Origin of the sequence: Bacteroides caecicola (assembly GCF_023337095.1) — a bacterium.
In the GTDB taxonomy this organism is placed as follows: domain Bacteria; phylum Bacteroidota; class Bacteroidia; order Bacteroidales; family Bacteroidaceae; genus Phocaeicola; species Phocaeicola gallinarum.
On record NZ_JAMBLM010000007.1, the window covers coordinates 53,607 to 67,365 of the forward strand.

9 protein-coding genes are annotated in these 13,759 nt (G+C 46.2%); 4 read left to right on the forward strand and 5 right to left on the reverse strand.

The genetic code is table 11. The annotated features are described in order from the left end of the window. Positions 1 to 129: 129 nt before the first annotated feature. The 5 genes from M3085_RS08475 to M3085_RS08495 form a co-directional block, all read right to left on the reverse strand. Entirely contained in the window at positions 130 to 2,454 is a 2,325-nt protein-coding gene (locus M3085_RS08475) for an ATP-dependent helicase (RefSeq protein WP_249052792.1), read from the reverse strand. Between the two features lie 21 nt (positions 2,455 to 2,475). Further along, positions 2,476 to 4,479 (reverse strand): tetratricopeptide repeat protein, encoded by a 2,004-nt coding sequence (locus tag M3085_RS08480; RefSeq protein ID WP_204498769.1) that lies wholly within the window; start codon positions 4,477 to 4,479, stop codon positions 2,476 to 2,478. Continuing rightward, complete coding sequence (def, locus tag M3085_RS08485) at positions 4,476 to 5,030, reverse strand: peptide deformylase (protein WP_178256321.1); 555 nt, start codon at positions 5,028 to 5,030, stop codon at positions 4,476 to 4,478. Before def ends, M3085_RS08480 begins: the two co-directional genes overlap by 4 nt. A gap of 23 nt (positions 5,031 to 5,053) precedes the next feature. Next, the gene (ruvX, locus tag M3085_RS08490) at positions 5,054 to 5,476 is read right to left on the reverse strand and encodes a Holliday junction resolvase RuvX (protein WP_178256322.1); all 423 of its coding nucleotides are present in this window, start codon (positions 5,474 to 5,476) and stop codon (positions 5,054 to 5,056) included. 393 nt (positions 5,477 to 5,869) lie between these two features. Further along, complete coding sequence (locus M3085_RS08495) at positions 5,870 to 7,255, reverse strand: threonine/serine exporter ThrE family protein (RefSeq protein ID WP_249052796.1); 1,386 nt, start codon at positions 7,253 to 7,255, stop codon at positions 5,870 to 5,872. Positions 7,256 to 7,415: 160 nt separating this feature from the next. On the opposite strand from M3085_RS08495, the gene M3085_RS08500 reads away from it, so the two are divergent. The 4 genes from M3085_RS08500 (at position 7,416) to M3085_RS08515 (ending at position 13,623) form a co-directional block, all read left to right on the forward strand. After that, positions 7,416 to 7,724 carry a nitrous oxide-stimulated promoter family protein gene (locus M3085_RS08500; RefSeq protein WP_178256324.1) on the forward strand — a complete coding sequence of 103 codons (309 nt, stop codon included), beginning with the start codon at positions 7,416 to 7,418 and terminating at the stop codon, positions 7,722 to 7,724. Positions 7,725 to 7,881: 157 nt separating this feature from the next. After that, entirely contained in the window at positions 7,882 to 9,081 is a 1,200-nt protein-coding gene (locus tag M3085_RS08505) for an efflux RND transporter periplasmic adaptor subunit (RefSeq protein WP_178256325.1), read from the forward strand. Between the two features lie 27 nt (positions 9,082 to 9,108). Continuing rightward, positions 9,109 to 12,219 (forward strand): efflux RND transporter permease subunit, encoded by a 3,111-nt coding sequence (locus M3085_RS08510; protein ID WP_249052797.1) that lies wholly within the window; start codon positions 9,109 to 9,111, stop codon positions 12,217 to 12,219. Positions 12,220 to 12,234: 15 nt separating this feature from the next. Next, positions 12,235 to 13,623 (forward strand): efflux transporter outer membrane subunit, encoded by a 1,389-nt coding sequence (locus tag M3085_RS08515; protein ID WP_249052798.1) that lies wholly within the window; start codon positions 12,235 to 12,237, stop codon positions 13,621 to 13,623. The last annotated feature ends 136 nt before the right edge of the window (positions 13,624 to 13,759 follow it).

Genomic DNA, 13,759 nt, shown 5'->3' on the forward strand with positions numbered 1-13,759 from the left:
AACCGGGCAACGCTACCGCTTGGGATGGGCAATGCTACCGTTAGCGTTTTCGGGGCATGACGCCGAAGATTTTTCTTACATTTTCATCGGGCGGAAATGTTTACACACCAAGCATTTTTATCGCCGCTTTCAGCCTATCACCTTAAAGCGTGCGTACTTCAACAACAGTTGTTTTTCGCCTGCGTTCTGAAAACGGACGGTGGCTTTGCAATTATCTCCCGTACCTTCTACCCGCAAGATTTCTCCTTTGCCAAACCGCTCATGCTCTATCTGCTGACCGGGCGATACGGGAGCCGTTCCTCCTGCACCGACCGAGGCGGAAGATGAAACCGGAACTTTACGCAATGTGCGTTGAGGTTGAGGCTTCACAAACCTACGCGGTTCATCCGCGAACATATCAGTGGCAGATACCGGACTTTCATCTCTACGCGAGAAGTTGCTGCGGAAGCGGGAAGAGTATTCGTCCACCTGCCGCGTTAAAGACGTATCCTGCGGCAAGCTCAGGTAACGTGCATCAATGTCTTTCAGAAAACGGCTGGGATTACAAAATTCCATTTTCCCGTACTTCAACCGGTTCTTGGCATACGAAAGAAAGCAATGGTCCTCGGCGCGGGTTATCGCCACATAGAACAGTCGGCGTTCTTCTTCCAACGCTCTATAAGAATCAGAAGACATCAGGCTCGGAAAGAGCCCTTCCTCCATGCCTACCACAAAGACATTTTTAAACTCCAGTCCTTTTGCCGAATGGATAGTCATCAGAGTTACCTTCGGCTGGTCTTCGTCTGCATTGCTGTCTTGATCCGTCAGAAGGGATATTTCAGAAAGATAGTCGGTCAGACGGATTCGGTCGTTTCCTTCTTCCCGCCTCATCGAACAGAAATCATGAATGCCGTTAACCAGTTCTTCGATGTTTTCCTGACGGCTTAAATTTTCCGGAGAACGGTCTTGGTAAATATCACCCAAAATGCCCGACTGCCGGATTATCCCGCTGCCCAGTTCGTAGGCGTCTTTTGTTTCCACACCTTCCACAAAACCCGCTATCAGATCGCGGAATCCTTGCAGCTTGGTGTGCGTACCTTTATTTATAGATACATTATAAGATAACGGCTCGTTTAAAACCGCCCACAGGCTTACTTTCTCCCGGGTGGCAGCCTCAATCAACTTATTCAGCGTTGTATCACCTATTCCGCGTGTGGGATAGTTAATCACTCGCTTAAAGGCTTCCTCATCGTTCGGATTCACTGCCAGACGAAAATAAGCTATTACATCTTTTATCTCCTTGCGCTGATAAAACGATAATCCGCCGTAAATGCGATAAGGCAAATTATGTTTGCGGAGCGATTCTTCAAAGATACGGCTTTGAGCATTCGTACGATACAAAACGGCACAGTCGCTATACGCATATCCGTCGCGTGCGTGCAGCCTGCCGATTTTGTTGGCTACGATTTCACCTTCTTCCATGTCGCTATACGCCGAGTACACGGGAATGGGTTCGCCTTTATCCTTTTCCGAGAACACCTCCTTTCGAATCTGTTCCTTATTTTTGGCTATCAGGCTGTTGGCTGCTTTTACGATGGTTTGCGTGGAGCGGTAATTCTGTTCCAGCTTAAACAGGCGTGCATCTTTATACAGTTGGGTAAACTTCAAGATATTGTCGATGTTCGCACCCCGAAACGAATAGATGCTCTGAGCGTCGTCTCCCACCACGCATACGTGGCTATGAGTACCCGTAAGCTGAAGCACAATACTATGCTGGGCAAAGTTCGTATCCTGATATTCGTCTACCAATATATAACGAAAGCGTTCGGCATAGCGCCGGCAAATGTCGGGATGCTGCTTAAACAATAAAAAGGTATAAACCAGCAAATCATCGAAGTCCATTGCATCGCTCTGCCGACAGCGTTCCCAGTAACGGGCGTATATCTCACGCATCAGCGGAATCTTCGCATCTTGGTCGCTCCGATAAAATTCGGCACTGGCGGCATAGGCATCGGGCAACACCAAATGATTTTTAGCGTTGCTTATGCGTCCTAATACCATCCCCGGACGGTAAGTCTTATCATCAAGTTTCATCTCTTTAATGATAGACTTCACCAGACTTTTCGAGTCGGCAGCATCGTAAATAGTAAAATTGGGAGTAAAGCCCACGGCAGCAGCCTCTGCCCGCAAGATACGCGAAAAGACCGAATGGAAAGTACCCATCCACAAATAACGCGCCCGCTCCATACCCACCTGACGGGCAATACGTTCTTTCATTTCGCGTGCTGCCTTGTTGGTAAAAGTCAGTGCAAGGATAGACCACGGTTCGTAACCGTTATCAAGCAAATAAGCTATCTTATAGGTCAATACGCGGGTTTTGCCGGAGCCGGCTCCTGCTATCACCAGCAAAGGGCCTTCATTATAAAGCACGGCATCGCGTTGACTTTGGTTTAATTCATCCAAATAATTCATCATAACACATTATTTCCGCAGAAGTTATTCTGCCGCTGTAAAACGTTTGATTACGTTATACGCCGAGAAGATACCCAACTCGCCAGCTTTACTCAAATCCTGAATGCCTTGACGGTTGTTTCCCAAGAAAATATTCATCAGTCCACGGTTATAGTACGCATCGGCAAAACGCGAATCGAGTTCTATTGCCTTATCATAATCGGCCAGTGCTGCACGGTAGTCTTTCAGCAACGCATGAACATTTCCCCGATTGTAATAAGCATATACGAAATCAGGATTCAAACGAATCACTTCATCCAAATCTTCACGTATGCGATTGTAATCGTAAGAACGGATTTGCGCATTCTTATCGTCGTTAACCGTTTCAATATCGAACGTCTTGTCTCGCTTACGGTATTCCAACTGTTTATAATAAATCAGCGAACGCGAGAAGTAAGCCGGGAAGAACGTTGAGTCTTGCTTGATTGCTTCATCCAAATCGGCAATGGCATTATCGAAATCCTGCACCAGATAGAAATCCAATGCACGCGCATAATAACTCAATGCACTGTCGGGATGATTCACAATTACCGACGTCTGGGCATCGACCGAAGCAAAATGCTGTTTCACCTGTTCCTCGGTCAGTGATGTCTCATTGTTCGTAATCAGCAACCGGTGTGGCAACACATGGCGATTATTCAGGTCGTCAATCGCTTTCGAGTAATTAACCTGCCGGCGCACTTCGTCCTGACGCTCGTAATATGTCAGTGCAAACATCGGCTGCGGCAAGATATTTACGTTACGGTCTTGCACACGTCCCCGATAATCCGTCTTATATTTACGTTCGTTGGCATCCTCGTCTGCCACCACCATTTTCCGGTAGTTGTTCATGTTTTTATCCGATTTCTTACGAGTTTTATCCGCCGAAGCCGTAGCTTGATTCTTCGTTCCGTTTTGGGCATCTATCTGTGCTTTCAACACCTTAAATTCATCTTCGTCCGCCCCTTTCAAGTCACCCGTTTTCCGGCGTGCCTGCGCACGGTACTGATAACCGGCAAGAAAGTTAGGATATTCTTCAATCACTCTTGTATAATCTTCGATGGCACCCCGGTAATCTCCCGTCCGGTCTCTCAACAACCCGCGGTTAAAGGTAGCCATCATGTTATCCGGCTCCATATTCAGCACAAAGTCGAAATCTTCAATGGCACGATTGTCATCGCCCACCTGTGCCCGCAACAATCCGCGGTTATAGTGGCCGATGAAATTATTGCGGTCGATATCCAAAGCAATATCATAATCCGACATCGCCCCGCGCAAATTGTTCTGATGATAACGCGCCAATGCCCGATTGATATACACACCGGCATTACGCACCGAAAGCCGGATTGCTTCCGTCAAATCCGATTCGGCATCGCTGTACTTCGACCGCTGCAAAAAAAGCATACCGCGCGATGTCCATGTATCCGGATTATAGCGGTCCATTTCAATCGCTTTGTCGGCATCGGTCATAGCCTGAAGCGTATCTTTTTGTTTCAAAGACACCTCCGTACGCATCAAATACGCATCCGTATAGCGAGGAGAAATACGAATAAGCGTGTCTAAATCGGCACGCGCTGTAACGTAATCTTTCTCGTTCATACGGCATAAAGCCAAATTATGCCACAAGCTGATATTTTCCGGATCTAACTTCAACGCTTTGAGATAATCCTCAATGGCATCCTTATAATTTTTCTGTTGGATACGGGCAATGCCACGCACCTGATAGGCATTGACAACGAAAGGATTACGCTGCAAAGCCTCCGAGCAATCCAACTCCGCCCCCCTGAAATCATCGAGATTCAACTTTGCAAGCCCGCGAAAAAAAAACGGTTCGGCAAGATAGGGTTTGGCATTGATTACCTGATTGAAATATTGGATAGAAAGTACATAGTCTTCAAAATACAGTGCGTTTTTGCCGATTGTCATTACTCTCTCCGCATTAATCTGAGAAAATAAAGACAATGGCAAAAGCAGACCTGCCAGCACTATGTATAAAAAACGTTTAATCATTTTACCGTTTTCACCTTATAAGAACAACGTGTTTTCCCCTTCAGCATGTTATTGAGTTTGCCGCGAATCATTTGCTTGCGTAATGAAGATAAGTGGTCGATAAACATGGTTCCGTCCAAATGGTCGAATTCATGCTGCATCACACGTGCCAGATAACCTTCCACCCATTCATCGTGAGGTTTCAAATCTTCATCAAGATAAGTTACATGAATCCGGTCGGGACGCTTCACACTTTCGTGGATGCCGGGCAGACTTAAACACCCTTCTTCCATCGAAACCATTTCTTCGCCTGTTTCGATAATGTGAGGATTGATATAGGCGTGTCTGAAATCTTTAAATTCGGGCATGTCGTCAGACAATACGTCTAAATTAATTACCACTACCCGGATAGGCAATCCCACCTGCGGTGCAGCAAGTCCCACCCCGTCGGCGCGGTCCATCGTTTCAAACATGTTTTGAATCAGTTCTTTCAAATTCGGATAATCCGGAGTTATATCTTCAGCCTCTTGTCTTAACACCGGCTGGCCGTATACATAAATAGGTAAAATCATTTTTAACGTTCTGTTTTTTTAATTTATAATTTATATCTTTTCGATTCCAAATAAGACTGCAAGATGATGGTTGCGCTTAACTCGTCAACCAACGCCTTGTTTTGACGTGCTGTTTTTTTCAGTCCACCGTCTATCATTGCCTGATGTGCCAACACGGAGGTAAAACGTTCGTCAACCCACTCTATCGGTATGTCCGGCAGTTTTTTCTTCAACTGGTTTACAAAAGGAACGATGCGTTTCATGTTTTCCGAATCCTCGTTATTCAGTTGTTTGGGATGACCTACCACAATACGCTCTACTTTTTCTTGCGACGTGTACTTTAACAGAAAGTCCATCAGTTCAGTGGTCGCCACGGTAGTAAGACCACTCGCTATAATCTGCATAGGGTCTGTCACCGCTATGCCGGTTCGCTTTTTTCCATAATCTATCGCTAATATTCTGCTCATAGTGGCGACAAAAATACAAATTAAATTGAATATTGAATATATCTGAAAGGCAGATTAATAAATTTCTATAATTTTTTAAGTCGATAAGAGAGCTATGTAAAGCCTGTTCCAACGCTATTCCGCCCTATCCGGGGCTTGGAAAAATTCTACCCATAGAACCCGTGGATTCTATGGGTAGAACCGGGCAACGCTACCGCAAAGACACGGCAACACTACCGTTAGCGTTTTCAGGGTCATCCCGATGAATGATTTCCACCGGACAGTAACGTTCAAACAGGCTTGCATCGCCGGTGGGGATAAAAAAACATGCGGACAAACCTCACGGCCTATCCGCATGAACTTTTACGTATTTAATGGCTGGGTTTAAAAACCCGAAAACAAAACGACTTCAAATTACCATTCCACGAATTTACCTCGTGCTCTGCGTTCTTTCAGCACTTCTGCCAAATGTTTATTCTTGGAAGATGCTATATATTTACGTCCAAAAATATTAGGGATAGCTACACCCACAGAAATACACATGATAACCAGCCCTGAATTAACCCCACACTCAATGGCTTTCATCAGCGTGGTTACTTTATCGATGTCAGTAACATTCATGTTTATCAGCCCGAACAGCATCCGATACATCAATACTCCCGGAATCATCGGAATAACCGAAGGGATGGTTAGTACGTGATTGGGGACATGAAACCAATGAACTGCCTTCACTGCTATCAGGCTGACTAATACCGAACCTGAGAACGAACCGATAACCAGTCCCATATCCAGACCGATGTTATCGGTACTCGGACCGAGGTTGACAAAGTTACGGGTACATACCGCAAGGATACCGCCAATGGCTACTACCCATAACAGACGGCGCTGGATGTTAAAAATCATCGAGAATCCCATAGCCGAGATTGCCGCCGCCAAAGCATATTCCCAATACTCATGATGCGGAACCATGCTTATGGTAGGGAAAAAGTCTTCAATATGACAAAGTTTCACAGCAAAAGCAATACCGAACGCCATCGCCGAAACCATCAGCAACGTATTGACGGCGCGGACAATACCTACCTGAATATAATTATCGAGCATATCGTCGACAAAGTTTATCAAAGGCACGCCGGGCACAATAAACAATGCACATGCCAATAGCGGATGCCACGGAGTATCAGTCCATTCGGCAGGAAGCAAAGTAGATGTCCACGCAATTAACGTAGATATAAATGCAGCTATTGCAATCCCCATATAATGGTTTAATCCCGATTCGTTACATTTGGCGCGGACACGCATACCAATGATGGCAGCAATGGAAGCATACAGGAACGCCATCCAGTCGCAACCGAACTGAATACAGAATCCTCCGCAGGCAAATCCGGCACCGATAGCCACCTGCCACGGAGTATAATTACGTTTCTTGGTACGTATCTTCTCTAACTCTTCTTCATAACGGTCGAGTGAGTAATCTTCTTCAATCGCTCTCCACGAAAGTTTGCTCACTTCCGAAATGGCAGTCATGTTAACTCCATGCCCATCGATGCGCTGGAACTTGGTAAACGAATAATCCCCGTCACTTACGTTAACCATCAGCATGGTGAAACTGACGTTTATATGAAGCTTTTCTTCAGGGATACCTAAATAAGCAGCCGTACACTTCATGTTTCTCACGATACGGTTGGTATCTGCCAAACTCTCCACTAAAAGTTTTCCTGTACGCAATAAAAGGTCTACCCTGCGATGCAACTGCTGGTCGTGGGCCTTTACCGTCGATTCTAAATGTTCGTTTAACGCCATATTTTATTCAAAAATGTTTTCGGGGCGCAAAGGTAAAAAAATATCCCCATTAATTTTTAACTTTGCCTGCTAAAGTTGACGACAGAAATAAAAAAAGACAATAAACCGAAGAGGGATAAAGTTAAGTTTTAACTGCCATCCTGCTGATAATCAAACACCAATGAATAAATCGAAAAAGATAGAAGAAGAAAAACGAACGGTTGAAACCATGATTCGGCTTTACTGCCGATACAAAGAGGGGAATGCCGAACTATGCCCTTCTTGCAAAGAACTGTTGGAATATTCACATATCCGCTTATCCAAATGCCCGTTTGGAGCAGAGAAAAAAACATGTCGCCTTTGCCCGGTTCACTGTTACAAGCCGGAAATGAAAAAGAAGATGCAAAACGTAATGCGTTACGCAGGGGTACGTATGTTATTTTTACATCCCGTCATCGCCATAAAACATATTTGGAACGAGATAAAGTGAGGAATTTTTCCACACTGTATAAAAAAAATCCTCAATAAACACGTTTTGGCTTAAAGTATTACTTTGCTGATTATCACTATTAAAATAAAAATCCGTACCTTTGGCACGTATATTGTTATGAAAAGCCAATGGCATCTAAACCATTAAACGAAAAAGTATGAGACGTTTTTTAACAAAGAAGGAATTAAAGGTAAAAAGAAAACAAACCATTTATGCCGGAATTGGCGTGATTGTAATTATCGTATTGTATTTGTTTTTGACACGCAAACCTACTCCTACGCCAGAACTACCTGTCGTTTGTGTTACCCCGGCACAACAGCAGGATGTGGAAATCTATGGCGATTACGTAGGACGCATCAGCGCACAGCAATTCGTCGAAGTACGGGCGCGTGTGGAAGGTTTTCTCGAACAAATGCTCTTTGAAGAAGGAACACAGGTAAAACGTAACCAAGTGCTTTTCGTTATTGACCAAGACCAATATCGGGCAAAAGTGGATAAAGCCCGTGCGCAACTGAAGAAAGACGAGGCGTCGGCGCGCAAAGCAGAACGCGACTTGGCTCGTATCCGTCCGCTTTACGAACAAAATGCCGCCAGCCGTCTGGATTTAGACAACGCAGAAGCCGCTTACGAAACGGCCATCGCAAGTGTAGGCATGAGCCAAGCCGATTTAGACCAAGCTGAACAAGAATTAGGGTATACGGTAGTACGTTCTCCGATATCCGGACAAATCAGTGAGCGCTACGTTGACCTCGGTACACTGGTAGGAACGAGCGGAAAGTCATTGCTTGCCACCATCGTAAAGAGTGACACCGTACAGGTGGACTTCAGCATGACTGCACTCGATTACTTGAAAAGCAAGGAGCGTAACGTTACGTTGGGACAGAAAGACTCAACCCGCTCATGGCAGCCTACCGTAACCATTACTTTGCCGGACAACAGCGTTTATCCTTATAAAGGATTGGTGGATTTTGCTTCTCCGCAAGTAGACCCGAAAACCGGAACATTTTCAGTACGTGCGGAAATGAGCAACCCCGACCATGTTTTGCTTCCGGGACAATTTACCAAAGTACGCTTATTATTAGATGTGCGCGAACATGCCACGGTAGTTCCGCAAAAGGCACTCATTATTGAAAAAGGAGGCGCACATATCTTTGTGATGCGTAAAGATTCCACCGTAGAAAGACGTTTCATCGAATTGGGTCCTGAATTTGGTAACGATGTAGTGGTAGAACGCGGACTTATCCCCGGTGAACTGATTGTTAGTGAGGGATACCATAAATTAACTCCGGGAGCTAAAGTAAAGGTAGCAGAAGCTCTTACCGAAGATGAAAACAAAGATGGCAAAGACAGCCTATAATAAAGCAACGGCAAATCAAAATATCTCATGAAAGTAAATTTCTTTATTGACAGACCGGTCTTTTCGGCTGTTATCTCTATACTTATCGTTATCGTGGGTATCATTGGCTTAACAATGCTTCCCATCGACCAATATCCGCAGATAACTCCCCCTGTGGTAAGAATCAGTGCGTCGTATCCGGGCGCAAGCGCTTTAACAGTGTCGCAGGCTGTGGCTACTCCTATCGAACAAGAGTTGAACGGTACGCCGGGCATGTTGTATATGGAGTCAAACAGTTCGAACTCCGGAGGATTCTCGGCAACCGTAACGTTTGATATCTCTGCCGACCCTGATTTGGCTGCGGTAGAAATCCAGAACCGTATCAAGCTGGCAGAGTCTCGATTGCCGGCCGAGGTTATCCAAAACGGTATCGAAATCGAGAAACAAGCAGCCAGCCAGTTAATGACAATCTGCTTAACATCAAACGACCCTAAATTTGATGAAATTTATCTGAGTAACTTTGCTACAATCAACGTACTCGACCTTCTCCGCCGTATTCCGGGAGTGGGCCGTGTATCAAATATCGGTAGCCGTTACTATGCCATGCAGATATGGGTAGACCCTGCCCGCCTTGCCAATTTCGGACTGACGGTACAGGATGTACAGAATGCGTTGAAAGACCAAAACCGGGAGTCGGCTGCTGGTGTATTGGGACAACAGCCTGTCACGGGATTAGACATTACGATACCCATCACTGCGCAGGGACGTTTATCGAGTGCATTGCAATTCGAAGAAATAGTACTTCGCGCTAATGCCGACGGGTCGCTTATTCGTATGCGCGATGTAGCACGTGTATCATTGGAAGCTCAATCATATAATACAGAAAGTGGTATCAACGATGGAAATGCTGCTGTATTGGGTATCTATATGTTACCGGGAGCCAATGCCATGGAAGTGGCAGAAAATGTTAAGAAAGCAATGGAGGAAATGAGTAAAACGTTCCCGGAAGGATTAAAATATGAGATTCCTTTCGATATGACGAATTACATTTCCGAATCCATTCATGAAGTATATAAAACTTTGTTCGAGGCATTGATATTGGTTATCATCGTGGTATTTCTTTCATTACAGAACTGGCGTGCCACGCTTATCCCGACCATTGCCGTGCCAATCTCTTTGATCGGTACATTCGGATTTATGCTTATTTTCGGATTTTCACTCAACATATTAACTCTGTTGGGATTGGTTCTTGCCATCGGACTGGTGGTAGACGATGCCATTGTGGTGGTGGAAAACGTTGAGCGTATCATGGAAGAAGAACACCTCAGCCCTTACGAGGCTACCAAAAAGGCGATGGACGGACTGACGGGAGCCTTGATTGCCACTTCTTTGGTGCTTGCTGCCGTATTCGTTCCGGTAAGTTTCCTTTCGGGAATTACAGGACAATTATATCGCCAGTTCAGTGTTACGATTGCCATTTCCGTATTGCTCTCTACCGTGGTAGCTCTGACGCTGAGTCCGGTAATGTGTTCGCTGATATTAAAACCCAACGACCCTAATAAACCCAAGAACCGGGTGTTCCGGACAATAAACCGCTGGCTGGATTTGGGAAACAATAAATACGTAGCGGGTATCAAACGCATTATAAAGAATCCCAAACGAGTAACTGCCGGATTTGGAATGGTTATCGTATTTATCTTCTTGTTATACCGCCTCATCCCGACCAGCTTCCTCCCCACGGAAGACCAAGGATATTTCACTGTGGAATTAGAGCTGCCGGAGGGAACCACGCTGGAAAGAACCCGCATCGTGACCAATCGTGCCATAGATTATTTAATGAAAAACCCGGCAGTGGAATATGTACAGAATGTTACAGGTACAAGTCCGCGCGTGGGAACAAGTCAGGCACGAAGCCAGCTTACCGTTATATTGAAAGAGTGGACCGAACGCGATGATACGACCATTGAGGAGATTATGGCAGACGTTCAACGGGAATTTTCACAATATCCGGAATGTAAGGTATACCTCTCTACCCCACCCGTTATTCCGGGATTGGGTACTTCGGGAGGATTTGAGATGCAGCTTGAAGCGCGTGGAGATGCCAACTACGATGACTTGGTGGAAGCTACCGACACGCTGATGTATTATGCTTCGCAGCGGGAAGAGTTAAGCGGGTTGTCATCTTCGTTACAGGCTGCCATTCCGCAACTTTACTTTGATGTAGACCGCGACCAAGTTAAATTATCGGGTGTACCGATGTCGGACGTATTTGCTACGATGAAGGCTTATACCGGTTCGGTATACGTAAACGACTTCAACATGTTTAACCGTATTTACCGTGTATACATTCAGGCCGAAGCTCCTTACCGCGAACACAGAGATAACATCAATCTGTTTTTCGTACGTGGAAGCAACGGTTCGATGATTCCGCTTACCGCACTCGGAACAACCGAATATACCACAGGTCCGGGAAGCATCAAGCGTTTCAATATGTTTAATACGGCAGTGATACGCGGAACCGCTGCAAGCGGATACAGTTCGGGACAGGCTATGGAGACCATCGAACAGGTGGCGCGCGAGCATCTGCCCGATAACATCGGAGTAGAATGGAGTGGTCTGTCTTACCAAGAAAAACAGGCAGGCGGACAAACGGGCATGATTATGTCGCTGGTGTTCCTTTTCGTATTCCTTTTCCTTGCCGCTCTCTATGAAAGCTGGAGCATCCCCATCGCCGTATTGCTCTCACTGCCCGTTGCCGCGTTAGGAGCATACGCCGGAGTTGCACTCTGCGGATTGGAAAACGATACTTATTTCCAGATTGGTCTGGTTACGCTGATGGGGTTGGCGGCAAAGAATGCCATCTTAATCGTAGAGTTTGCCAAAGATGAAGTAGATGCCGGACGAGATTTGATTGAAGCCACGCTTCACGCTGCCCACCTGCGTTTCCGTCCTATTTTGATGACCTCGCTTGCCTTTATCCTCGGTATGGTTCCGATGGTCATCGCCACAGGCCCGGGAGCTGCCAGCCGTCAGGCCATCGGTACAGGTTTGTTCTTCGGAATGATAGCGGCGGTTACGATAGGAATCTTCCTTGTTCCGTTCTTCTTCGTGATGATTTATAAAGCTAAAAACAAACTGAAAGCAAAACATGCTAACTAATATTATATGTGTGTCATGATACAAACTTTATTAAGATATCGCTTTTTATTTTTCCTGTTTGCAGCTTCGCTTCTCTTGGGAAGCTGTAAGTTAGGAAAACATTATACGCGCCCCCAACTCGAATTACCCGAGACACTCGACAGCCTGAGCGTTGACACTACCTCCATCGGCGATTATGCATGGGAACAGCTTTATACCGATACGACCCTGCAAGCCTTGATTCGCAAAACGCTGACATATAATAAGGATATGTTGATTGCTGCGGCGCGGGTAAAACAACTGGCTGCACAAAAGCGCATCGATTATGCCAGCATGTTTCCGCAGGTAGGCTTACGGGTGTACGGAGAACGTGAAAGAGAGAACTACGGAGGCGACCATGTAAGCATGGACGACCAGTTTGACCTGAAAGGTACTGTGGCATGGGAACTCGACTTGTGGGGGAAACTCCGCTGGGCAAGAGACCGCAGCGTAGCGGAATTTGTGGGTTCGGTAGAAAACCAGCGTGCCTTGAAGATGAGCCTTATCGCACAAGTGGCGCAATCTTATTTTGAATTGGTAGCACTCGATAACGAACTCTCGATTGTAAAAAAGACGGTGGATGCCCGCAGCGAGAGCCTTCATCTGGCTCGCATCCGCTACGAAGGAGGTCTGACTTCCGAAACGGCATTCCGTCAGGCACAAGTGGAGTTGGCGCGTACTGCCACCCTCGTCCCCGATTTGGAACGGCAAATCACACTGAAAGAAAACGAAATCGCTTTTCTTACCGGCGAATATCCGCACCACATCAACCGTTCGGTCTTACCCGAAGACGTAATGTTTCCGGTCAGCCTTCCGGTCGGATTGCCTTCGGCGTTGCTTGAACGCCGTCCGGACGTGCGACAGGCAGAACAGGCGCTGATAGCTGCCAATGCTTCGGTAGGCGTGGCTTACACCAGCCTGTTCCCCAACATTGCGCTGACGGCTACTTACGGGGCGGAAAGCGAACTGCTGAGCGAACTGCTTAAATCGCCTCATCACCTGATTACCGGTACGCTGACCCAGCCTATTTTTGCAATGGGGAAAAACCGCGCCCGCCTGAAAGCAGCCAAAGCCGCTTACGAACAGGCGCTGTATGCCTACGAGAAAGTGGTGCTGAATGCGTTCAAGGATGCTTATAACGCAATAGCCGAATTTAATAAGATAAAAGAAATCTACGAAACCCGCCTACGATTGGAGCAATCGTCGAAAAGTACGCTTGAGCTTGCCCAACTGCAATACATGAACGGGGTTATCGGTTACATGGATTTGCTGGATGCGCAACGTGGATATTTAGATGCACAAATCAGTCTGAGCAATGCCATCCGCGACAAACAAATTACGATGGTAAACCTCTATAAAGCACTCGGAGGAGGCTGGAAGGAATAACCGTTTTTCAGTTGCAGCTACCGTCGCTGCCGATTTTCTGCTAACAACCTGAGCAAGAGAACATTCGGCAGAGGCGGTAACTTTTTTGTATCCGCCGTAAAATTCTACCGCTTGCGTTGCCTTACATTACCGCATG

What these genes read in the sequence shown, in the direction of transcription:
- M3085_RS08475 (WP_249052792.1), bottom strand. Translation starts at nt 2,454, where the DNA reads ATGATGAATTATTTGGATGAATTAAACCAAAGTCAACGCGATGCCGTG.
- M3085_RS08480 (WP_204498769.1), bottom strand. Translation starts at nt 4,479, where the DNA reads ATGATTAAACGTTTTTTATACATAGTGCTGGCAGGTCTGCTTTTGCCA.
- def (WP_178256321.1), bottom strand. Translation starts at nt 5,030, where the DNA reads ATGATTTTACCTATTTATGTATACGGCCAGCCGGTGTTAAGACAAGAG.
- ruvX (WP_178256322.1), bottom strand. Translation starts at nt 5,476, where the DNA reads ATGAGCAGAATATTAGCGATAGATTATGGAAAAAAGCGAACCGGCATA.
- M3085_RS08495 (WP_249052796.1), bottom strand. Translation starts at nt 7,255, where the DNA reads ATGGCGTTAAACGAACATTTAGAATCGACGGTAAAGGCCCACGACCAG.
- M3085_RS08500 (WP_178256324.1), top strand. Translation starts at nt 7,416, where the DNA reads ATGAATAAATCGAAAAAGATAGAAGAAGAAAAACGAACGGTTGAAACC.
- M3085_RS08505 (WP_178256325.1), top strand. Translation starts at nt 7,882, where the DNA reads ATGAGACGTTTTTTAACAAAGAAGGAATTAAAGGTAAAAAGAAAACAA.
- M3085_RS08510 (WP_249052797.1), top strand. Translation starts at nt 9,109, where the DNA reads ATGAAAGTAAATTTCTTTATTGACAGACCGGTCTTTTCGGCTGTTATC.
- M3085_RS08515 (WP_249052798.1), top strand. Translation starts at nt 12,235, where the DNA reads ATGATACAAACTTTATTAAGATATCGCTTTTTATTTTTCCTGTTTGCA.